This window comes from Janthinobacterium sp. GW456P (assembly GCF_002127655.1).
Classification (GTDB): domain Bacteria; phylum Pseudomonadota; class Gammaproteobacteria; order Burkholderiales; family Burkholderiaceae_D; genus Janthinobacterium.
Window position 1 is genome coordinate 53,003 of the sequence record NZ_NEHB01000002.1, and the last position, 20,760, is coordinate 73,762.

A 20,760-nucleotide genomic window follows, 5' to 3' on the forward strand; every position below is an offset into this window, starting at 1 on the left:
ATGAAAACTTTTTCACGCCTGCAAAACTTCCTATTTAAGTATCTTTTTGTGCCCAAATCCATTCAAATAGCCACAAATCAAAAAAGTATAAACAATTAGAAGATTGTAATATACAGTCTTCATTTCATAATTAAATATTCCCATTGCCGGCAGCAAAAACAATGCCGCGACTGCCATCAATTTCGCAAGCGGCAAGCCATTTTTCCCTGGCCGCAGCCAAAGAACAAAAGAAGAATAAATCGCCGCAAATATAAATGTTCCTACATATCCGAAATCGAACAATATATTTGCAGTGATGCCATTAAATCTATCGTAATATGCACCCCAAAAAACATACAGCCTCGTCTCAATTTCACCTATCGGATAATTGACCAAACCAAGCTTATCCGCAATCAAAATAGGAAAAGGAAACGATAACTGTCCGTTTAAAGATTCAAATTGGTAGGAATTAATGACAATACTGCCGTTTCTATACCATTGACATCCATAATCGAACAAGCTGAATATAATTGGATTAGTGATATAGACATTCGAATCGAGAATGTCGTTATAGCCAATTTCATTTTCAAACCGGTTTGCCGTCACAAAAAAGAAAACAGTCAAAGCACTTGCCGCCAGGAGTCCAAGCGAAATCTTAATTGTATTTTTTGTTTTTCGGCTACATTTATTGTAAAAAAATGGAAGGTAAGCGCCGTACAGAAAAACAAAAATAATAAACCCTGAACGACTGAATATGGTTAATCCATGCAATACCACATTCAACGAAAACAACAGGCAAAGATAAGACATTTTCTTATTGCCAGTCATTAGATAATAAAAATGAAGTGGCATTAAAAAGTAGGCAGTCGGATGCAGATACAGCGCTAGCAAATATAAGGTATTATTGATCGGCAAGGCTTTTATAAAATCGCCGCTCTCTCCGCCATTTTTGAATGCGGAATAATCCACAATGGATGAAAAACTGTAAAAAATACTAATAGAGAATACGACGAAAATAATAATATTAATAGACAGCAATACTAATGTCAGCGTCCTCAGGCGTTGACGATCCGACATCATGATTTTTACACTATAAGGCAAGCAATTCCATGGCAGGATAAAAAATGCCAAAATCAATGCCAAGAAAATAAAATTCCAGATCTTTTCTTCAGTATCAATCTTATAATCATAACCAATCGCAACCGCACCGATTAAGGAAGATATATAAATGAAGAACAGGAAAACAGCCGGAGAAGCCTTACGCCTGAAAGTGAAGGCAAAATAAATAAAAACCAGGTAACATAAAAATAACATAAATAACCTAAAGGGTGTCAGGCAGATTTCTGCGCTTCGGCAGCCGCTTGCGGACGGACAATGGGTGGCTAAGGCGGTCCGAGACTACATACAGGCAACAGCCTATTTGGGCGGTAGTGGCTGCAATTTTTCAACATGCTTCAAGCCCCATGGCAAATCATAAAGCTTATTGGCAAATATGAAAACTGCAACAAATGTCAGAACAGAAACAAGCAAGCTTGAATATGCCGCCCCCATGATGCCGATATGCTGTACTAGAAGAAAGGTCAGCGCCATCTGCAGTACGGAAGACGAAAAAGTGATAATTCCCAGCAGCTTGGTTTTTCTTTTATAAAAAATATAGCCCGACATGATGGAATACATACCGTCAAAAAATAAGGTAGCCATCGTCATCGGCAAAAACACCATCGATTCCTGGTATGCAGCTGGGAAAAACAATGGTATTAATAGCTTTAGTAAAAAATAGCCACTGAGTGCTACCAAACTCAAAGCAGCAGAAAATAAATAGGTAATGCGTACCAGTTTTCGCTTTAATCTTTTTTTTTCACTCGGCTCAGATTGCTCAATGGAAAGTAAATCCTTGTATAAATGCGGAGCATAGGCATTGAAAAAAGCTCCGGTAAACACGCCGATCACGGCGGAAAAAGTCAGCGCCAAAGCGTAAATACCGTTTGCTGCGATACTTATATAATTGGTTATTATTATCTTGTCGATGCCGGATTTAAACCAGAAAGATAGGGTATGCGGCAGCAGCGGCAAACCGAAAGAGAATGCGCTGCGAACCTCTTTCATATCAATACTGGAAAATATATAAGAATTTTTTTTCAGATGCCACATTATCAACAGTGTGACGACCACACCCGAAACGATCATGCTGAGTGCCCGACCTTGCCAGTTCCATTGCAGGAAAACGACAAATAGTATTGCCAGCCCTCCCGTCAGCAGGGATTGCAATACTTGTGCGACATTAAAGGTATATACCCGCTCCTGGATGCGCAACAGCGACGTGTACAGAGTATAAATACAAGTCGACACGGCTGTAATGATAGCAAACACCTGCCACAGCAAAGTGATTCCCAGATATTCGCTGATAGGAAAGGAAAACAGGCCTACTATCAGCAAACACGCGACGCCTAAAAACAGAATTAAATAAATCAGATTTGAAAGATAGCCAGCCACATCATCTTTCAATCCATGATAATTAATTGTCAGTGCGGTATAGGTATTCATGCCGCAAATTGCCGTAAATACTTGTACTGCAACGCTGAAATTTGTCAGTGTGCCAAAATCCGAGGGTGTCAAGTATTTCGCTACAATTGGCAACAGGAGAAAAGGAACCGCCTTGCTGAGCGTGTCACCGAGTGTATAGATCAGTGTGGACCTAAGAAAACTATGGCGTAATATTTTTTTTATAAAACCAGGCATTTCTTCGCAACTCAAGTTGATCAGTCCGGCTTCAAAGCGGACCGGGATGTAAATCGGCTGAATCCTATTTTCAATCTGTATTCCGATTTTTTAGCAGAAGACGGTTTTCAATTCCGGTTCGCTTCAGGCCACAGTAATGCCCAGCTTGAAATCTTAATTCAACAACATTCACCTCGATGTACCGGCAAGCACAAATGTAAAAAAATAGCACTGGCCGCCTCGCCGGATACCATGCGGAGTTAGCTGCCATCAAAATGCCAGAGAATTTTGAGTGAACGCCGTTCACAATCATCCGTCAGGAATGCTCTTCCCTTGCTTTTTTAAGGTCGCTTGGACGTCCAACATCAAGCCAGGGCTCGTGCATCGGATAAACAATGGTGCGTTCGGCTTGTTCCTGTAGACGCGCAAAAAGAGTCGGCATATCACAATGCTCGCCTTTCGGTATCACTTGTAACGCCATAGGTTCGAGTACGTAAATACCGGCGTTGATATGGCTACGAGTAATCGGCTTTTCTTCAATCCCAATAATATCCACGCCATTGGTTTTCACCACACCAAATGGATGTTGCCATTCATGCAATTGAACCGCCATGGTCGCGGCAGCCCGGTGCCGACAGTGGAAGTCCAGCAATTCGCCATAACGGATATCGGTCAGAACATCGCCGTTGGAGATCAGGAAAGGCTCTTCCGGTGATGCCTGCAGCAAACCCAGCGCGCCGGCTGTGCCCAGCGGCTTTTCTTCACGCAAGTAGTCGATTTGTACCTGCAACCGTTCACCATTGCCGAAATAATCCTCGATCATGTGCCCGAGATAATGGACCGCCAGCACAAACCGCTCAAATCCGTCTCCTTTGGCGCGTTCGATAATATGTTCCAGCATCGGCTTGCCGCCAACTGGCAGCATGGGCTTGGGGCAGTTTTCGGTATGCGGCAGCAATCGCGTGCCACGTCCGCCAGCCATGATCACCATCAAATTCGGCCGCTTGCCTGGCACCAGCAAGCTGTCGAGCAAATGAACGCCCACTACCCGGTTTTGCTCGTCGACTACGGGTACTTGATGCAATTTATTAAATTTCATCAATTGCAGAACCATATCGCGGTTCCATCCAGGCGGCACCACCATCGGATTGCGCTGAATAATGCTGTCGACGGGGCTGGCCAACGTCAAGCCACGCAGCAAACCGCGTCGGATATCGCCATCGGTCAGCGTGCCGAGCAATCGTTCATCATCGGTAACGATCAGCACGATCTGCATCCCCGACTCTTCCAGACGGGTGATCGCTTGTTGTACAGTTGCCGTAGTCGGCAATAAGGTTTTACGCCAGGTATCAGTGTGCATAATATATAGTCGGATTAAAAGTGCCGGATTCTTACCGGCTCGTCTCGACGCGCGGACTGATATCGGCAAGATCGTAGAAAGATTTTTTCAAAATATGCTCCAGCGGATATTCACCGAGCACTTGAACGATCTTTTGGCTGGCGCCACCATTGCCATGCAGATTGGTCATGGTTGCCAGCCCGGACTGGAATTCTGTAGAGTACGGATGCTGCAGAGCCGTGCTTATCGATACGGCATCGGGCTCGCAATCAATCACACTGTCCGTCATTAAACGGCCGCGCTGGCGGTCGCCGATATTGATCGTGCCGATGCCCACGCTTGGCGCTTCGGCAATCCCGTTTGAGGAATTTTCCACTACGCCATCGAGCATCGAAGACAAGAGGAAACTCCCCGTATCCGCATTCGGCATCGCGAAAATCAAACGGCAATCAGTCACGTCGTCCAAGGCGTTCAATAGTTCTGGCATTTGCTGAGGCGACGATGCGCTCTCAAGCGTGGCAGGATGAATTGTTTGGCCAGTTCAAGGTCGCCATGATGATTCACGCCAGCTTCTGCGATGATAAGGGTTTTCATGTATTTCTTCAACGATCTTTGTTTAATTATTTGGCCAGAACGCCGATGTAAACCGAACTGGCTATGCAATCCTGCAAGACCGCCGACCCGGAACCAATCACGGTATCGGCGCCTAAAACACTAAAGTATCTTTTTAATAGCATTTACTATTCTAGATGCGGTATTGCCGTCACCATAAATGTTGCATTTTTCCGGCAATGGTGTTGCTTCAATTTTTCTCACCGTATTAAGTATATCTTCTTTGGTAACCGGCGTTGTATAGATGTTAGGTGTTTCAATCCTTCCCTTTTGCCTATCACCAAGATTTATAACAAATTTCGGGAAAAATGATGCTTCAACAAAACCGCTTGAGGTGTTTCCCAACATAAATTCACAATGTTTCATGCAGGTCAGGTATCCTAAAGTGCCAAAGGATTCAATTCCTACTGCATTGACATTAGAACTTATAAAATCCTTCAGTTTCAGGCGGATCATATTACCCATGGTATCAGTATTAGGCATTGTAATGATCAGCTGGTAAGCTTTCAGTTGCGTTAGAGCAGCGATAAGTTCATCTGTATAGGTTTCGTTCTTCTCAAATGAAACAGTTTCCGGATGAAAAGTGATCAGAATACTCTTTTTAGTCAGATCAATATTGAATTTTTTCTTAAACTCTTCGACAGAAAGAAAATCAACATTCTTCAGATTATCTATACTTAATGCACCTACGTTAAAGACCGCGTCTTTATGCTCATCTCCGACAATCTTAACGATTTGGTCTTTATACTGCTCTGTTGATGCAAAATGGAGTTTAGACATTAGCGTCAGGCTATTCCTAAAGATGTTATCAATAGCCCCTAAAGTTATTTCCCCACCCGAAATATGTGCAACCGGAATGTTAAATGGCACAGCAGAAGCTACTGCCGCAAACATTTCATAACGATCTCCCAAACAAATGATTAATTTGTAGTTTTCCAGACTCCAGATTGATGAAAATTTCATCATCGTCAAACCCATAGAATCAGAAATTGACTCTGGAGATTCACCAAGAACCAAGGCGTCAATTTTGTACTTGACCCTAAAACCATCCTCTTCAATCCTGCCAACAGAATTACCATAAATCAAGGAATTATGATTGCCAAAAGCTATAATATCCAATTCAAAGATTTTCTGTTTATGAATTTCTTTAATCAAAGGATAATATATACTGTAATCTGCTCGTGAACTTGTAAGTAAGGCTATTTTAATCATGGCTTTCAATTCAAACCAAATCGTCAATCGAAAGTTTATGATCTTTCGCTACATCTTTATTTAATTTCTTATTTAAAACATTTTGAATATACATAGGAGAAATTCCATCTCCCGGCCTTTTCATAATCAAATCTTTCTCAGTTATGATATGCCCTTTCGTTAAGCCATCCACTATATGAATGCTTCTTCTAGCAATAACTATATTCTTCGTTTCAGATTCAGTAGGCAACTTTTCAGCTGAACCCATAGCCTTTTCAATGTTTCTGATAGAATTAACCATTTCTTTCAATTCATCAGGTTCCAGAGATGCCAAATGGTCAGGACCATCCATTGAACGGTCTAAAGTGAAGTGTTTTTCAATCACAGTCGCCCCTATTGCCACAGCGGCAACCGGCACTTCAATACCAAGGGTATGGTCAGAATATCCAATTTTTACCCCAAACACTTCACCGATAGTTATCATCGCTTTAAGATTAACATCTGTCATCTTTGTAGGATAGTCGGTGTTGCAATGTAAAACGGTGATGTTTTCTTTTAAAGTTCCTTCAGCAATCAAAACTTTTAGCGCTTCACCTATCTCGTCAAGCGTTGACATTCCTGTAGATAAAATTACATTCGTCTTCATTCTTCCTATTGTCTGAAGATATGGAAGGTTAGTAATTTCTCCCGAAGGTATTTTGAATATATCAAGACCAAGATTATACAAATAATCAATTGAAACATGATCGAAAGGCGTTGATAAAAATTTTATCCCCACGCTGTTTGAATAATCCAGTAACTCTTTATAAGCTTCAAGAGGAAGATGAATTTTTTTAGCCATATCCAGCTGGCTTTCAGAAGCTATACCGGTATTATCAATTTGATAAACTGCTTTTTCCGCCTGCTCAGTCATTACGAGCTCCGGCACTGCTGTTTGAAATTTAACAATATCAGCACCAGCCTCCTTGGCAACGTCGATTAATTTTTTTGCAATATTAATGTCCGCATTATGGTTTACACCTGCCTCAGCAATGATTAGAACTTTATTCATTTTTTCTTTCTTTTTTCGTCTAGAATTTTATTAACATTATCCCATCCATTACAGGTAATAGCACGATCATCGATCCACACATCTCCAATCGGCTTTCCTAACATCAGCTGATGGTATTTAAAGCCATACCTTGACAACCAGTCCACAGTCATCTCATATTCCATCCAGGTACGCGCAGAATAAATGATTATTGTATGTCCTTCGTCATATAAATTATTTACAGATTCAACTGCATTATCCAACGGCTTAGCCATTGATCTGCTATATGTTTTTTCTTCGGTACAAATTGTACCATCCATGTCTATTATTATTTGCATATTTTATAATTTTCTGAAAAACGTCGCATCATTAAGAAACTATCGATCCAATTTCCATCATATGAATTCTTTATTTTATAGAAATCATTTAAAAGATATTTTGGGGAATTTGCACCGGCAAAAATTGAATTTAGTACAGCGCCACCAAACCTTGGATTAATTTCCATAAAGTAAAGTTCTTTAGTTGCCGAATCTTCAATCAACTGAAGCGTAAGAGGGCCAACTAATTTTGTTTTCTCAATAATTTCCCTGCTAAAATTTATTAATCTTTCATCTTTAAGCGTGATAGATTTTATAGATTCGCCGCCCTGAGTTTCCAATCGTATCCTTGGAACAATTGAAACTATTTCCTTATCCTGGACAGAGACATAAACATCTACACTGTATTCTTTACCTTTAACAAATTTCTGAACCAGATAATTTTCTTTATTTGTCAGGTTATCAAAATCTGCAGGTGATTCAAGTATTAAGATACCTTTGGATGCAGACCCATGTATCGGCTTTGCTATCAATGGGTAATTATTAGTGTCAGAAGGTATATTTATACTGTTTTCTATGCACCACTCATTAGCAAGGCGCTTGTTGAAAAAAACTTCACATATACCTTCGTCCGAAACCGGCATGAAAACGTCTTTATCCTCCACGAGCTTTTTCAGCCTGGCTGATACGATAGTAGCGTAATCCAAAAAAGGCAGTACAATATTAATCTTTTTTGTTTTAATAGTTTCAAGCAAATGATCGTATAAGTTCTTATCACTCCATCGCAATCCGATAACAATCTCTCCAACCAATGAGATTGGAACATTAATATCTAACTCGTATGAAAAGATATTTACATTTAGACCTCTTTCCTTACCTTCATCAATAAATTTTTCGGCAAGAGAAACGCGTTTGGCGCCTCCGAGGAAAAGTATATTTATATCTTTTTTTTGCATGACAAGTTATTCAATAATGTTGCTTGATGTTTTCACAATTCGCTTTTCTAAGAACAATGCATTGGCCTGTTCTTCCTTCTGACAAGGTGCATATTTAGCTCTTTTACAAGCTTAATATCATTTGCCACTAAAGCACCGCCTCCGCCTGAAGTAACTATTTTATTTCCATCAAAAAAAATCACTCCAGGCCAACATACAATGAGAATATTTACAAGCCTGCACTGCTCGGTAAATTAAGCAGGCGACGTTCGAGCGATTCCGCCACGGGCACTGGCGCGCACGGCGCGCAGCTGTAGGGTTGCAGGCGATGCATCAAATGCCATACTGGGCGCGTCATCAGGCCGGCATCATTGGTGGCGCTGAGAATTTCGTCGCGATAGCTGGCATGCGCTTCGTCGAGCGCCAGGGTCTGCAACCAATAATTGCTGTGCCGGCCGGCCGGTTCCGCCACCATATGCATGCCCTCCACACCTGCGAACGCGGCCGCGTAACGGTCAAACAATTGCCGTTTGCTCAAAAGGAAACCAGGCAATTGTTCAAGCTGGGCGCAACCGAGTGCGGCATTAATGTTAGGCAAACGATAATTGTAGCCAATTTCATCATGCAGGAAATTCCAGCGGTGCGGGATCTTTGCCGTGGTGGTGATGTGCTTGAGCCGGGCACCCAATTCCGGATCGTTGGTGAGGATCGCCCCGCCGCCGCCAGTGGTAATGGTTTTATTGCCGTTGAAGCTGAGCGTCCCCATCACGCCAAAAGTGCCAGTATGACGTCCGCCGATAGTGCTGCCCAGCGATTCGGCTGCGTCTTCGATCACTTGCAGATGAAAATCATGGGCCACGCCGAGCAAGGCGTCGATATCGACCGGGTGGCCAAAGGTATGCATCGGCACCATGGCGCGGATGACGCGGCCGGTCTGACGGTTGATGCACTGACCACCGCGCATTTCGGTGCTGCCATTCAAATACTCGCGCAAGGCTTGCGCATCCATGCCCAGAGAAGTTTCTTCGCTATCGACAAAATGCGGCGTCGCCCCGCAATAGCTGACGGCATTCGCGGTAGCGATGAAGGTCAATGCCGGCAACAACACTTCGTCGCCCGGCTCGACGCCGGCCATGCGCAGCGCGACATGCAAAGCAGCGGTGCCGTTGACCACGGCCACGGCCCGCGCGGCGCCGGTGAATTCGGCCAACTGCTGCTCAAAGCGATCGACGAATTTACCCACCGACGAGACGAAAGTGGAGTCCAGGCATTCTTTCAGGTAATTCCACTCATTGCCACGGAAACGCGGTTCGTGCAGGGCTGCAGGTCCCTCGCCGACCACCGAGCGGATGGCGGCGACCACTTGCAGCGGCAGGGAGAGTTGGGAAGAGGTATCGTTCATACGTTGTAAATATCGGCTTTGTAACTGGCCAAATTGGCGGGATCGCTGAACCAGGCAACGGTTTCTTGCAGACCGCGGATGAAACCGTCGCGGCCGCCGTATTGCGGTTGCCAGCCGAGCAAGTCACGCGCCTTGCCGTTGGCGGCCCACAACCGCTCGACCTCGCTCTTTTCCGGACGCAGACGCTGGTCATCGGTGACAACTGAAATTTCCACGCCCATTGCCTCGGCGATCGCGTGCGCGGTGTCGCCGATCGAAATCTCGAAATTACTGCCCAAATTGATCACTTCGCCTATGCCGCGCTCGGACTCCATGGCGGCGATGAAACCGGCAACGGTGTCGGCGACATAACTGAAATCGCGCGTCGGGTGCACCGCGCCAAGTTTGATCTCGCGCATGCCTGCCGCGATCTGGGTAATAATTGTCGGTATCACCGCGCGGGCCGACTGGCGCGGGCCGTAGGTATTAAACGGACGCAACAGAGTAACCGGGGTACCAAAGGAGGCGTGGAAGGACATCGCGATCTGGTCCGCGCCGATCTTGCTTGCAGAATATGGCGATTGGCCCTGCAAAGGGTGCTCTTCGGTGATCGGCACGAACCGCGCCGTACCATACACTTCACTGGTCGAGGTTTGCACCACCTTGCCGATGCCCAGGTCGCGCGCGGCCTGGACGATGTTCAGCGTACCCTTGATATTCGTATCGACATAAGTATCGGGCGAATGGTAGGAATATGGAATTGCAATCAGCGCAGCCAGATGCAATACGGCATCGCATCCCTTCATCGCGGTACGCACGCCGTTCGGGTCGCGCACATCGCCGGCAAACACTTCAAACTTGCCCTTGACGTCGGCCGAACAGCGGTCCAGCCATCCCCAGGAATTGAATGAATTGTACAAAACAAAGGCACGCACATCATAGCCCGCGCGTACCAGAGCCTCAGTCAGGTGGGAGCCGATAAAACCATCGGCGCCAGTAATTAATATCTTTTTTTTCATATTTTTTCGTTCAACAATAATTCGGCGAATTTCCAGTCCAGGGGGGTATCGATATCGACCGAACGGTCCGCTGGCATGACATAAGCCAGCGTTTCCTCGGCAAGCATGGTGCGGCTGCTCCGCAACCAGTCGGCATTGGCGAAGTATAAAGCACCGTTCAGCGTCAATACAGTCGGCAGATCCTGGCGTCGAGTGTGCGATTGGGAAGCCAACAACTTTTCCAGTTGCAGCGTTGCCGTCATTCGGTACATCCAGTCAGGATGTGCATCGGGTTCGCTGACTGACACCACCGAAACGGCTTCCCGCTCGCGCGCCAAAGCAACGCAGGCATCGATGTCGGCACTGCTGCGCAAGGGAGATGTCGGCTGCAGCAGCAGCACCGCATCATAGTCCGGCAATTGCTGCAGCGCGTGGAGCACAGGCTCCACGCCAGGAGTCTCGTCACGGGCCAATTCGGCCGGACGCAGAAACGGTACTTGGGCGCCGTAGCGCAGCGCCACTTCTGCGATTTCAGCATTATCCGTGCTTACCACTACGCCATCGAGCAGAGTGGACGCCAGCGCAGCCTCGATCGTCCAGGCAATCAGGGGTTTGCCGGCGATCATATTAATATTTTTGCGAGGAATTCCTTTTGAACCGCCACGCGCAGGTATCAACGCCAGCGTTTTCATATGTGCATTCCCGAAAGATCGCCCGGAAATGCCACAAAAAGGTCTACCACAAGATCAGGCAGGCAGCAGCCTGGATTTCGAATGAATTTCATCAATGTTAAATACTTTTTTATAAATCGCAAAAATAAAGAAACACGTTGCGCAGTATTTTTATTGAAATCGGATTCATCAGAATTGCTAATGTGACATTTTTTTAGAATCAAGATCAATGCTGCTTCTAACGCAACAGGGATTTAATAAATACCAACCCTCGTTTACAAAAAACCAGTATTGCCATTACACTGGCGCCAGTATAACACGGAGCCTTTGCGCAGCAGCGCCATTTTGGCACCTAGCTACCATGAAAGCCGATTGCGACAAGCGAGTAAGCGGGCGCGCAGCCAACTCGCTTAAAAGCAAGCACAGTGGGCAATACCAGGCTCGACCTTCGTTGCAGCGACCGAATTATGTGCTGACCAGAGTATCAGGCTCATGCCTGCCACTTGCTGATCATTTTCAGTTGCCACTTCGCAATCAATCCGAGGATCATGATGAGGCGCCCCTGCGCCCGAACTTGCGCTTAGCCGGCGCTTCCTTGCTGTCTGGGCAGCGTGCCGCCACGCGACAAGTCGGCCGACCGGGCCAAACCCTCATGCCGCCACCAGTCTCGATCAGAGTCCAGGCGCTCGCGATCTGGTCGATAGCAGGAATAGCTTGGCTCAGGCGATACGCCCATTAACAACAGGGAACCATGACACCAGCAGATATTCGCATACCTGGCGCATGCACGAGGATAAAATTGAGGCCAATACGCCACACCTATTATGTAATTATTTGTAACACTTCCCTGACACAAAGCGCTCAAAACTACCGCACCATCAAGGTGGGCAAGGTGCCGCAAGTTGCATGCGCGCACCCACCCTTTCAAACTCAGCGCAGACAGTTGCCCAGGCCTGCAGCAGAACGCTCGAAGCAGACAGGGACTGGTCTATGATGCCGCTGCATGGCGCACTTTCCGCCAGCATAAGCGACGGCAGCCGATTGCGATCACCACATGTCGGAAAAGATACCGCAGGCACGGCTAGTGTCGGCAAAAAATCGCCATGACCCACACAGTACTAGCAAGAATGGCTGACAGGCTTGGACAACAGATATAATCTAAGTGATAAGCAAAACGGACAGCCAGCCATCGCGCCTCAAAAGACTTGCCGGCGCCGGCAAAGAGCACCCGGCCCTTCGAAGCAAGGGGGATGCACGCGGTCGGCACCCGCCCCGGAATTTGACTCAGGCGCCGCGAGTTGTGGTGCGCCATTATATTTTCAAATTATCCGAGAATACAGGCCAAATGAAACAGAGAGTAATAATGCCTTTAATTTATTAAAAATAAGGTAGATTCTCTGTATTTTGCCTCAAAAAATGCGCCTCCCGCGTTTGAAGGGGGAGGTATTCCTGTATAATAGTTAGCTTTGCTGAAATCTTAAAATTTTATCAGACCGTACATTATCTTTGCAATTTTCAATTTTGACAATTATTTCTCATGGATCAATCAATGCAAACCAAGCGTGACTATGCTATCTGCAGCAATTGCATCATGGACACCTCGGATTCGAACATTACTTTCGATGAAAAAGGTTGGTGTGATTACTGCAACAATTATCATGCTAATATCGTTCCAAACTGGCATCCGGACGAGCGCGGCCACCAGCAATTGCTGGCAGACGTCGAGCGCATCAAACGTGATGGTGCTGGCAAGCCGCACGATTGCATTATCGGCCTGAGCGGTGGCGTCGATAGTTCTTACGTGGCCTATCTGGCCAAACAACATGGCTTGCGCCCCTTACTGTTCCACGTCGATGCCGGCTGGAACTCGCAGCAAGCAGTCAACAATATCGAGAAAATGGTGGACGGCCTCGGTTTCGACCTGCATACCGAAGTCGTGAACTGGCAGGAAATGCAGGATTTACAACTGGCCTTTTTCAAGGCCCAAGTGCCGCATATCGACACGCCGCAAGATCACGCTTTTTTTGCGTCGCTGTACAATTTCGCCGCCAAAAACGGGGTCAAGTACATCCTGACGGGCGCCAACTATTCCACCGAATGCGTGCGCGAGCCCCTGGAGTGGCACTACCATGCGTCCGACCTGACCCAGTTGAAAGATATCCATAGCCGCTTCGGCAAGCGCAAGCTGAAAACCTTTCCGCTGTGCGACATTTTCAAGTACAAGATCTACTACCGTTTCGTGAAGGGTGTCAAAGTCGTCAAGCCGCTTAATTGCGTGCCTTTCATTAAGGAGGAGGCAATGCAATTGCTGGTTGACACCTATGGCTGGCAAAAGTATGCACACAAACACTATGAATCGCGTTTTACCCGATTTTATGAAGGTTATTGGCTGCCGACCAAATTTGGCTTCGACAAGCGCCGCGCCCACTTCTCCAGCTTGATACTGACCGGTCAACTGAGCCGCCAGGAAGCGCTCGACAAGATCGCCATCAAGGCTTACGACGAGGCGACCGTGGCCCAGGATTTCGAATACATTGCTACCAAGCTGGGGCTGACAATCGATGAATTGAAAGCCTTGATGCATGGCGAGAACAAGAGTTACTCGGATTATAAGTCCAGCATGTCTCTACTCAATTTCATCACCAAGGCATTGCGCCTGATCGGCTTCCAGAAGGCGATCATCCGATGATCAAGATTGTCGATTACGGCCTCGGCAATATTAGCGCTTTTTCGAATATGTACAAGCGCATGAATATTCCGGCGATGGCGGTGAAAACTGCGGCCGAGCTGGAAGGCGCCAGCAAAATCATCTTGCCGGGCGTGGGCGCATTCGACCATGCGATGGAATTGCTCGACGCCTCAGGCATGCGCGGCACCCTGGAAACCCTGGTGCGCGACGAGCAGGTGCCGGTGCTCGGGATTTGCGTCGGCATGCAAATCCTGGCCGAAGGCAGCGATGAAGGCAAGCTGTCGGGCCTGGGCTGGGTGCCGGGCCAGGTGCGCGCCTTCAAGGGCGAAGCGCTGTCGGCCCAGTTGCCGACCCCGCACATGGGTTGGAACGATGTCGCCCCCGTCGTGCCGCACGCGCTGTTCGCCGGCCTGGAGAACGATGCGCGTTTTTATTTCCTGCATTCGTTCTTTTTCGAGTGTGCGCAGCCTGAGAGCGTGATGGCGAGTTCGACCTACGGCCTCAATTTCGCTTGTGCGGTTCGCTCCGGCAATGTCTACGGGGTGCAATTCCATCCCGAGAAGAGCCACCACTATGGTGCCTTGCTTCTGAAAAACTTTGCGGAGCTGTAAATGCTGAGACCGAGAATCATCCCCTGTCTGCTGGTGCATGAAGAAGGCCTGGTCAAGACGGTGTCGTTCAAGAATCCGAAATACGTGGGCGACCCGATCAATGCCGTCAAGATTTTCAATGAAAAGGAAAGCGACGAACTGATCGTGCTCGACATCGATGCCACAGTCAACGGCGTCGAACCGGACTATAAACTCATTGCCGACCTGGCGGCCGAGTGCCGCATGCCGCTGTGCTACGGCGGCGGCATCCGCACCGTGGCGCAGGCAAAGCGCATCATCAGCCTGGGCGTGGAAAAAATCGCCATCAGTGCGGCGGCGATTGAAAATCCGGAACTGATCCGCCAGATCGCCGATGAAATCGGCAGTCAGAGCGTGGTCGTGGTGCTGGACGTCAAGAAACGCATGCTGAGCAAGGAATACGATGTATTCCTGCACAACGGTCGCAAGAATACCAAGCTGAACGCGGTGGAAGTAGCGCAAAAGGCCGAGGCGCTGGGCGCGGGCGAGATCGTTATCAATTCGATTGAAAACGATGGCCAGATGAAAGGCTACGATCTGGCGCTGGCTGAAAAGATACGCGCCGCCGTGAAACTGCCGATCACCATCCTGGGCGGCGCCGGTTCACTCGACGACGTCGCGCAACTGATCCGCGCTTGCGGCGTGGTCGGCGCCTCTGCCGGCAGCCTGTTCGTCTTCAAGGGCGCTTACAAGGCAGTACTGATCAATTATCCCAATGTGCAGCAACGCGACGAGTTGGTGCGCAACACACTGGGCGAGTCTTAAACATCACAAGTTAATGCGATTAACGGAAAAGAGATATTATGTTTGAAGGCAAGGTTCTTCTGATTACCGGTGGTACGGGTTCTTTCGGGAATGCCGTGTTAAAACGTTTTTTGGACACCGGCATCGGTGAAATCCGCATTTTCAGCCGCGATGAGAAAAAGCAGGATGACATGCGCAAGAAGTACCTCAGCCCCAAGCTGAAGTTCTACATCGGCGACGTGCGCGATTTCGACAGCGTGCTCAACGCCACCCGCGGCGTGGATTACATTTTCCACGCGGCCGCACTGAAGCAAGTGCCCTCCTGCGAATTCCACCCAATGGAAGCGGTGAAAACCAATATCCTTGGCACCGACAATCTGCTCGAAGCCGCCATTCAGAACAACGTGCGCCGAGTGGTCTGCCTGAGCACCGACAAGGCTGCCTATCCGATCAATGCGATGGGGATTTCCAAGGCCATGATGGAAAAAGTCATGGTCGCCAAATCGCGCAACCTGGATGATGCCAAGACTGTCATTTGTGGCACCCGCTACGGCAATGTGATGGCGTCGCGCGGTTCGGTGATCCCGCTGTTCGTTGAACAGGTCAAGGCCGGCCAGCCGATCACGATCACCGATCCGGCCATGACGCGCTTCATGATGACGCTGGAAGACGCGGTCGATCTGGTGCTGTACGCCTTCGAGCACGGCACCAACGGCGACATGTTCGTGCAAAAGGCGCCGGCCGCCACGGTCGAGGTGCTGGTGCAGGCGCTGCTGGCGATCCTCGACAAGCCCGATCATGAAGTCAATATCATCGGTACCCGGCACGGCGAAAAACTGTATGAAACCTTGCTGAGCCGTGAGGAAATGGCGGCGGCTACCGACCTCGGCGAGTATTTCCGCGTGCCGCCCGATTTGCGCGACTTGAATTACGGAAAATTCGTCGAGCAGGGCGAACAGAAGATTTCCACATTTGAAGACTACAACTCGCATAATACCGAACGCCTGGACCAGGACGGCATGCAGAAGCTGCTAATGAAGCTCGACTTCATCCAGGCCATCGTGCGCGGCGAAGCAGCGGTAGCGGAAGGTTAAGTGCATGAAAGTCTTAGTCACCGGAGCCCAGGGCTTCATCGGCAGGAACCTGATGGTTCATTTGCGCGAACGGGCCGGCATCGAGGTGCAGACCTTCGTCAAGGGTGAATCCTGGAAGGCACTGGGCGAAAAGGCGGCGCAGGCCGACTTCATCTTCCACCTGGCGGGCATCAACCGGCCGCAGACGGAAGCGGAGTTCGCCCAAGGCAACACCGACCTGACCCAGGCCTTGTGCGACGCACTGCGGGCAAGCGGTCGCGCGGTGCCCGTCATCTACACTTCGTCTATCCAGGCACAACGCGACAATGCCTACGGCAGCAGCAAGCGCGGCGCCGAAGATGCGCTGCGTGCCTTCAGTGCGGCAAGCGGCGCGCCAGTATATATCTACCGCCTGCCGAATGTGTTCGGCAAATGGTGCCGGCCGAATTACAATTCGGCGGTGGCGACCTTTTGCCACAATATCGCGCAAGGTTTGCCGGTGCAAATCAACGACCCGGCCGCGCAGATCGAACTTGTGTATATCGACGACGTCATCGCCGCATTTTTGGACGTGATGCAGCAAACGCCCGTGCCGGCCGAGTACCAGGAAGTGCAGCCGGTGTACCGCATCAGCGTCGGCGCGTTGGCGCAGCAATTGCAAATCTTCAAGGACAGCCGCACCAACCTGGTTACCGAGGCTGTCGGCGGCGGCTTGACCCGCGCGCTGTACTCGACCTTCATCACCTATTTCACGCCCGAACAGTTTTCTTATCCGCTGGTCAAGCATGAAGATCCGCGCGGCGTGTTTGTGGAAATGCTGAAGACGCATGACGCCGGGCAGTTTTCCTTTTTTACGGCGCATCCGGGGATTACCCGTGGCGGCCATTATCACCACACGAAGACCGAGAAATTCTTGGTGATCAAGGGCGAAGCCCGTTTCGGCTTCCGCCATATCGATAGCGGTGCCACGCATCAGCATTGCACCAGCGCCAAGTCGCCGGAAGTGGTGGAAACCATTCCCGGCTGGTCGCACGACATTACCAATATCGGCGACGAAGAAATGATCGTCATGCTGTGGGCTAACGAGATTTTCGACCGCCAGCATCCCGATACGATTACCTACAAGGTTTGACAATGAAAAAGCTGAAAGTCATGACCGTGGTTGGCACGCGGCCTGAAATTATCCGTCTGTCGCGCGTGCTGGCCAAGCTGGACCAGCATTGCGAGCATGTGCTCGTACATACCGGACAGAATTACGATTACGAACTCAACGAGATTTTTTTCCACGACCTGGAAGTGCGCAAGCCTGACCACTTCCTCAACGCGGCAGGAGCGAATGCCGCCGAAACCATCGGCAAGATTATCATCGCCGTCGATGCCGTGCTGGAGCAGGTGCAGCCGGACGCGCTGCTGATCCTGGGCGACACCAACAGTTGTCTGGCGGCGATTCCCGCCAAGCGCCGCAAGATTCCGATTTTCCATATGGAAGCGGGCAACCGCTGCTTCGACCAGCGCGTGCCGGAAGAAACCAACCGCAAGATCGTCGACCACACTGCCGACATCAACCTGACCTACAGCAGCATCGCGCGCGAATACCTGCTGCGCGAAGGCTTGCCGCCGGACCGCGTGATCAAGACCGGCAGCCCGATGTATGAAGTGCTGCACCATTACAAAGACGGCATAGACGCTTCGGACGCCGTGGCGCGCCTGGGCCTGAACGAAAACCAGTATTTCGTGGTCAGCGCGCACCGCGAGGAAAACATCGATTCCGAAATCAATTTCACCAAGCTGGTGGCGGCGCTCAATGCCGTGGCAGAACGCTACCAGTTGCCGGTGATCGTATCGACCCATCCGCGTACGCAAAAGAAGGTCGACGCCAAGGCAGTCACCTTCCATCCCCTGGTGCGGCTGCTGAAACCGCTGGGCTTCAAGGATTACGTCAAGCTGCAATCGAGTTCGAAAGCCGTGCTGTCCGACAGCGGTACGATTACCGAAGAATCGTCCATCCTCAATTTCCCGGCCCTTAATATCCGCGAAGCGCACGAGCGGCCGGAAGGAATGGAGGAAGCATCGGTCATGATGACCGGCCTGGAAGTGGAGCGCGTGCTGCAGGGTCTGGCGATCCTGGAAAGCCAGCAGCGCGGCGCGTCGCGCGATCTGAAGCTGGTGGCCGATTACAGCGCGCCGAACGTGTCCGATAAAGTGATACGCATCCTGCACAGCTATACCGATTACGTGAACCGTAAAGTGTGGCACAAGGCGGGATAAGCGACAGCGTGAAAATATTAATCGTTAGCCAGTATTTTTGGCCAGAAAACTTTCGCATCAATGACCTGGCGACGGAATTGCAGCAGCGGGGGCATGAAGTCACCGTATTGACGGGCTGGCCGAATTATCCTGAGGGAAAAATTTACGAGGATTTCAGCGAGAATCGAGCCAAATATACGCAATTTGGCGCGGTCCGGGTGGTGCGGGTACCGCTGACGCCGCGCGGCAAGGGAGCCTTGCGCCTGGCGCTCAATTACCTGAGTTTCGTTTTATCCGGCTCCTTGCTCGGCCCGCTCAAACTGATCGGCAAGAAATATGATGTGATTTTCGTGTACGAGCCATCGCCGATCACTGTCGGCATCCCGGCTCTGGTGCTGAAGTTGTTCAAGAAGACGCCGATCGTGTTCTGGGCGCTTGACTTGTGGCCGGAATCGCTAAGCGCCGTTGGCGTCGTGAAATCACGCAAGGTGCTCAATGCGGTCGGAGTAATGGTGCGCTTCATTTATCGCCACTGCGACTTGATTTTGGCGCAATCCAAATCGTTTATCGGCGGGATAGAAAAGTATTGTCCGCAACGCGAGAAAATCCGCTATTTCCCTAGTTGGGCGGAAGAATTGTTTCATGAAGAAACGGTGATCCCGGCTCTTGAGGTGCCGTCCAAAGAAGGTGCATTTAATGTCCTATTCGCCGGCAATATCGGCGATGCGCAAGATTTCCCCACCATCCTGGACGCTGCCGAGCGCTTGCGCGAACGGCGCGAGATTCGCTGGATTATTGTCGGTGACGGACGCATGGCCGACTGGGTCAGGGCGCAGGTCGCGCTCCGCGGCTTGCAGGATCAGGTGCTGATGCCGGGCCGCTTTGCACTCGAGCGCATGCCATCGTTTTTTGCCCATGCCGACACCTTGCTGGTGACACTGAAGGCCAGCGAGATCTTTGCCATGACGATTCCGGGCAAGGTCCAGACTTACCTCTCATCGGGCCTGCCGCTGATCGGCGCGCTCGATGGCGAAGGCGCCGAAGTGATTCGCGAGTCGGGCGCCGGTTATGCCTGTGCCGCCGGCGATGCCGCCGGCCTGGCCGATGCCGTGGTGCGCATGGCCGACGCCGGCGTAGAGCAACGCGCCGCGATGGGCGCAGCGGCGCAGCGCTGCTATGCAGAACAATTTGAGAAAAAACTGTTGATCGATAAGCTGGAAGGCCATTTTGCTGATCTCGTGTCAACCAAGAATAAAGTGAGCAGCCATGTCTAACATCCTCGTTACCGGGGCCAGCGGCTTTGTCGGTACGGCCTTGTGCGCCGAACTGGAGCGGCGCTCCATTACCTGCACAGCCGCGGTACGCAAGGCAAGCAATCCAGCCCAATTGGCGGTTGGCGAACTGAGCGCCACGACCGACTGGTCGCAGGCCCTGGCTGGCTGCGATGCGGTGATCCACCTGGCGGCGCGGGTGCACGTCATGAACGACACATCGGACGATCCGCTGACCGCTTTCCGCGCCGTCAATGTGGCTGCCAGCGTGCATCTGGCCAGGCAGGCCGCCCAGCATGGAGTGAAGCGGTTCGTCTTCGTCAGCAGCGTGAAAGTCAATGGCGAGGCCACAGGCACCCGGCCGTTTACCGCCTTCGACGCAGGCGCGCCGCAAGACCCATATGGCCAATCGAAGCTGGAGGCCGAACTGGCGCTGAAAGAAGTGGCGCTGGCCACCGGATTGGAGTTGGTGATTGTCCGCCCGCCGCTGGTCTACGGGCCCGGTGTACGCGCCAATTTCATGCGTCTGATGCAACTGGCCAAAATCGGACTGCCACTGCCGCTGGGGGCGATTCATAACCAGCGCAGCATGGTGGCGCTGGACAATCTGGTCGATCTGCTGATCCTGTGCTGCCGTCATCCTGCTGCGCCGGGCCAGACCTTCATGGTGTCGGACGATCACGATGTCAGCATCGGTGAATTGTTGCGCATGCTTGCCAGCGGCATGGGCAAGCGCACATGGCTGATGCCGGTGCCGGCCGGGCTGATCCAGCGTTGCGCCGCGCTGCTGGGCAAGAAAGCGGTGGCGGATCGGCTGCTCGGCTCGCTGCAAGTGGACATCGCCCATACCAAAGCTACGCTAGGCTGGAAACCGGTGCCGGATATACAGGAATCCATCAATAAAACCGTGGCACACTTTCTGAAACAATAACAAGT

General features: G+C 50.2%; 20 protein-coding genes. 8 read left to right on the forward strand and 12 right to left on the reverse strand.

Translation table 11 applies throughout. The features are described from left to right. Window positions 1-30: 30 nt before the first annotated feature. The 12 genes from CBW66_RS02635 to CBW66_RS02685 all read right to left on the reverse strand — a co-directional run bounded on the left by CBW66_RS02635 (window position 31) and on the right by CBW66_RS02685 (window position 11,192). Window positions 31-1,293 carry an O-antigen polymerase gene (locus tag CBW66_RS02635; protein ID WP_086138444.1) on the reverse strand — a complete coding sequence of 421 codons (1,263 nt, stop codon included), beginning with the start codon at window positions 1,291-1,293 and terminating at the stop codon, window positions 31-33. Between the two features lie 102 nt (window positions 1,294-1,395). Continuing rightward, window positions 1,396-2,733 carry a lipopolysaccharide biosynthesis protein gene (locus tag CBW66_RS02640; protein WP_139841664.1) on the reverse strand — a complete coding sequence of 446 codons (1,338 nt, stop codon included), beginning with the start codon at window positions 2,731-2,733 and terminating at the stop codon, window positions 1,396-1,398. A gap of 280 nt (window positions 2,734-3,013) precedes the next feature. Continuing rightward, window positions 3,014-4,057, reverse strand: a complete 1,044-nt coding sequence (locus CBW66_RS02645; RefSeq protein ID WP_086138446.1) for a nucleotidyltransferase family protein — start codon at window positions 4,055-4,057, stop codon at window positions 3,014-3,016. Window positions 4,058-4,088: 31 nt separating this feature from the next. Continuing rightward, window positions 4,089-4,493, reverse strand: a complete 405-nt coding sequence (locus CBW66_RS02650; RefSeq protein ID WP_230492069.1) for a UDP-N-acetylglucosamine 2-epimerase — start codon at window positions 4,491-4,493, stop codon at window positions 4,089-4,091. Between the two features lie 14 nt (window positions 4,494-4,507). After that, the gene (locus tag CBW66_RS29660) at window positions 4,508-4,630 is read right to left on the reverse strand and encodes a hypothetical protein (protein WP_257218029.1); all 123 of its coding nucleotides are present in this window, start codon (window positions 4,628-4,630) and stop codon (window positions 4,508-4,510) included. Window positions 4,631-4,750: 120 nt separating this feature from the next. Next, window positions 4,751-5,860 (reverse strand): UDP-N-acetylglucosamine 2-epimerase, encoded by a 1,110-nt coding sequence (gene neuC, locus CBW66_RS02655; protein ID WP_205701168.1) that lies wholly within the window; start codon window positions 5,858-5,860, stop codon window positions 4,751-4,753. Window positions 5,861-5,870: 10 nt separating this feature from the next. Beyond that, the gene (gene neuB, locus CBW66_RS02660) at window positions 5,871-6,890 is read right to left on the reverse strand and encodes an N-acetylneuraminate synthase (protein WP_086138448.1); all 1,020 of its coding nucleotides are present in this window, start codon (window positions 6,888-6,890) and stop codon (window positions 5,871-5,873) included. After that, window positions 6,887-7,189 carry a hypothetical protein gene (locus CBW66_RS02665; RefSeq protein ID WP_205701169.1) on the reverse strand — a complete coding sequence of 101 codons (303 nt, stop codon included), beginning with the start codon at window positions 7,187-7,189 and terminating at the stop codon, window positions 6,887-6,889. Before CBW66_RS02665 ends, neuB begins: the two co-directional genes overlap by 4 nt. A gap of 8 nt (window positions 7,190-7,197) precedes the next feature. Continuing rightward, the gene (locus tag CBW66_RS02670) at window positions 7,198-8,142 is read right to left on the reverse strand and encodes an ATP-grasp domain-containing protein (protein ID WP_086138450.1); all 945 of its coding nucleotides are present in this window, start codon (window positions 8,140-8,142) and stop codon (window positions 7,198-7,200) included. Window positions 8,143-8,350: 208 nt separating this feature from the next. Beyond that, the gene (locus CBW66_RS02675; RefSeq protein ID WP_086138451.1) at window positions 8,351-9,523 is read right to left on the reverse strand and encodes a LegC family aminotransferase; all 1,173 of its coding nucleotides are present in this window, start codon (window positions 9,521-9,523) and stop codon (window positions 8,351-8,353) included. Beyond that, window positions 9,520-10,521, reverse strand: a complete 1,002-nt coding sequence (locus CBW66_RS02680; protein ID WP_086138452.1) for an NAD-dependent 4,6-dehydratase LegB — start codon at window positions 10,519-10,521, stop codon at window positions 9,520-9,522. Before CBW66_RS02680 ends, CBW66_RS02675 begins: the two co-directional genes overlap by 4 nt. Continuing rightward, on the reverse strand, window positions 10,518-11,192 hold the full coding sequence (locus CBW66_RS02685) for an acylneuraminate cytidylyltransferase family protein (protein WP_086138453.1): 675 nt from the start codon (window positions 11,190-11,192) through the stop codon (window positions 10,518-10,520). The genes CBW66_RS02680 and CBW66_RS02685 overlap by 4 nt, the downstream gene beginning before the upstream one ends. Window positions 11,193-12,720: 1,528 nt before the next feature. On the opposite strand from CBW66_RS02685, the gene CBW66_RS02690 reads away from it, so the two are divergent. Genes CBW66_RS02690 through CBW66_RS02725 form a run of 8 tightly spaced genes read left to right on the forward strand, consistent with a single transcriptional unit; the run spans window position 12,721 to window position 20,755 of the window. After that, entirely contained in the window at window positions 12,721-13,860 is a 1,140-nt protein-coding gene (locus CBW66_RS02690) for an N-acetyl sugar amidotransferase (RefSeq protein WP_086138454.1), read from the forward strand. Beyond that, complete coding sequence (gene hisH, locus CBW66_RS02695; protein WP_086138455.1) at window positions 13,857-14,471, forward strand: imidazole glycerol phosphate synthase subunit HisH; 615 nt, start codon at window positions 13,857-13,859, stop codon at window positions 14,469-14,471. Before CBW66_RS02690 ends, hisH begins: the two co-directional genes overlap by 4 nt. Then, window positions 14,472-15,254 carry an AglZ/HisF2 family acetamidino modification protein gene (locus tag CBW66_RS02700; RefSeq protein ID WP_086138456.1) on the forward strand — a complete coding sequence of 261 codons (783 nt, stop codon included), beginning with the start codon at window positions 14,472-14,474 and terminating at the stop codon, window positions 15,252-15,254. A 38-nt stretch (window positions 15,255-15,292) separates the two neighbouring features. Next, window positions 15,293-16,327, forward strand: coding sequence for a polysaccharide biosynthesis protein (locus tag CBW66_RS02705; protein ID WP_086138457.1), 1,035 nt, complete (start codon window positions 15,293-15,295; stop codon window positions 16,325-16,327). Between the two features lie 4 nt (window positions 16,328-16,331). Further along, complete coding sequence (locus CBW66_RS02710; RefSeq protein ID WP_086138458.1) at window positions 16,332-17,438, forward strand: NAD-dependent epimerase/dehydratase family protein; 1,107 nt, start codon at window positions 16,332-16,334, stop codon at window positions 17,436-17,438. A gap of 2 nt (window positions 17,439-17,440) precedes the next feature. Further along, complete coding sequence (wecB, locus tag CBW66_RS02715; RefSeq protein ID WP_086138459.1) at window positions 17,441-18,574, forward strand: non-hydrolyzing UDP-N-acetylglucosamine 2-epimerase; 1,134 nt, start codon at window positions 17,441-17,443, stop codon at window positions 18,572-18,574. Window positions 18,575-18,582: 8 nt separating this feature from the next. After that, on the forward strand, window positions 18,583-19,827 hold the full coding sequence (locus CBW66_RS02720) for a glycosyltransferase family 4 protein (protein WP_086138460.1): 1,245 nt from the start codon (window positions 18,583-18,585) through the stop codon (window positions 19,825-19,827). Continuing rightward, window positions 19,820-20,755, forward strand: a complete 936-nt coding sequence (locus CBW66_RS02725; RefSeq protein WP_086138461.1) for an SDR family oxidoreductase — start codon at window positions 19,820-19,822, stop codon at window positions 20,753-20,755. Before CBW66_RS02720 ends, CBW66_RS02725 begins: the two co-directional genes overlap by 8 nt. The last annotated feature ends 5 nt before the right edge of the window (window positions 20,756-20,760 follow it).

Bases quoted from the DNA above. Each gene is read 5' to 3' on its own strand.
- CBW66_RS02635 (WP_086138444.1), bottom strand. From the start codon at position 1,293: ATGTTATTTTTATGTTACCTGGTTTTTATTTATTTTGCCTTCACTTTC.
- CBW66_RS02645 (WP_086138446.1), bottom strand. From the start codon at position 4,057: ATGCACACTGATACCTGGCGTAAAACCTTATTGCCGACTACGGCAACT.
- CBW66_RS29660 (WP_257218029.1), bottom strand. From the start codon at position 4,630: ATGAAAACCCTTATCATCGCAGAAGCTGGCGTGAATCATCATGGCGAC.
- neuC (WP_205701168.1), bottom strand. From the start codon at position 5,860: ATGATTAAAATAGCCTTACTTACAAGTTCACGAGCAGATTACAGTATA.
- neuB (WP_086138448.1), bottom strand. From the start codon at position 6,890: ATGAATAAAGTTCTAATCATTGCTGAGGCAGGTGTAAACCATAATGCG.
- CBW66_RS02665 (WP_205701169.1), bottom strand. From the start codon at position 7,189: ATGGATGGTACAATTTGTACCGAAGAAAAAACATATAGCAGATCAATG.
- CBW66_RS02670 (WP_086138450.1), bottom strand. From the start codon at position 8,142: ATGCAAAAAAAAGATATAAATATACTTTTCCTCGGAGGCGCCAAACGC.
- CBW66_RS02675 (WP_086138451.1), bottom strand. From the start codon at position 9,523: ATGAACGATACCTCTTCCCAACTCTCCCTGCCGCTGCAAGTGGTCGCC.
- CBW66_RS02680 (WP_086138452.1), bottom strand. From the start codon at position 10,521: ATGAAAAAAAAGATATTAATTACTGGCGCCGATGGTTTTATCGGCTCC.
- CBW66_RS02685 (WP_086138453.1), bottom strand. From the start codon at position 11,192: ATGAAAACGCTGGCGTTGATACCTGCGCGTGGCGGTTCAAAAGGAATT.
- CBW66_RS02690 (WP_086138454.1), top strand. From the start codon at position 12,721: ATGCAAACCAAGCGTGACTATGCTATCTGCAGCAATTGCATCATGGAC.
- hisH (WP_086138455.1), top strand. From the start codon at position 13,857: ATGATCAAGATTGTCGATTACGGCCTCGGCAATATTAGCGCTTTTTCG.
- CBW66_RS02700 (WP_086138456.1), top strand. From the start codon at position 14,472: ATGCTGAGACCGAGAATCATCCCCTGTCTGCTGGTGCATGAAGAAGGC.
- CBW66_RS02705 (WP_086138457.1), top strand. From the start codon at position 15,293: ATGTTTGAAGGCAAGGTTCTTCTGATTACCGGTGGTACGGGTTCTTTC.
- CBW66_RS02710 (WP_086138458.1), top strand. From the start codon at position 16,332: ATGAAAGTCTTAGTCACCGGAGCCCAGGGCTTCATCGGCAGGAACCTG.
- wecB (WP_086138459.1), top strand. From the start codon at position 17,441: ATGAAAAAGCTGAAAGTCATGACCGTGGTTGGCACGCGGCCTGAAATT.
- CBW66_RS02725 (WP_086138461.1), top strand. From the start codon at position 19,820: ATGTCTAACATCCTCGTTACCGGGGCCAGCGGCTTTGTCGGTACGGCC.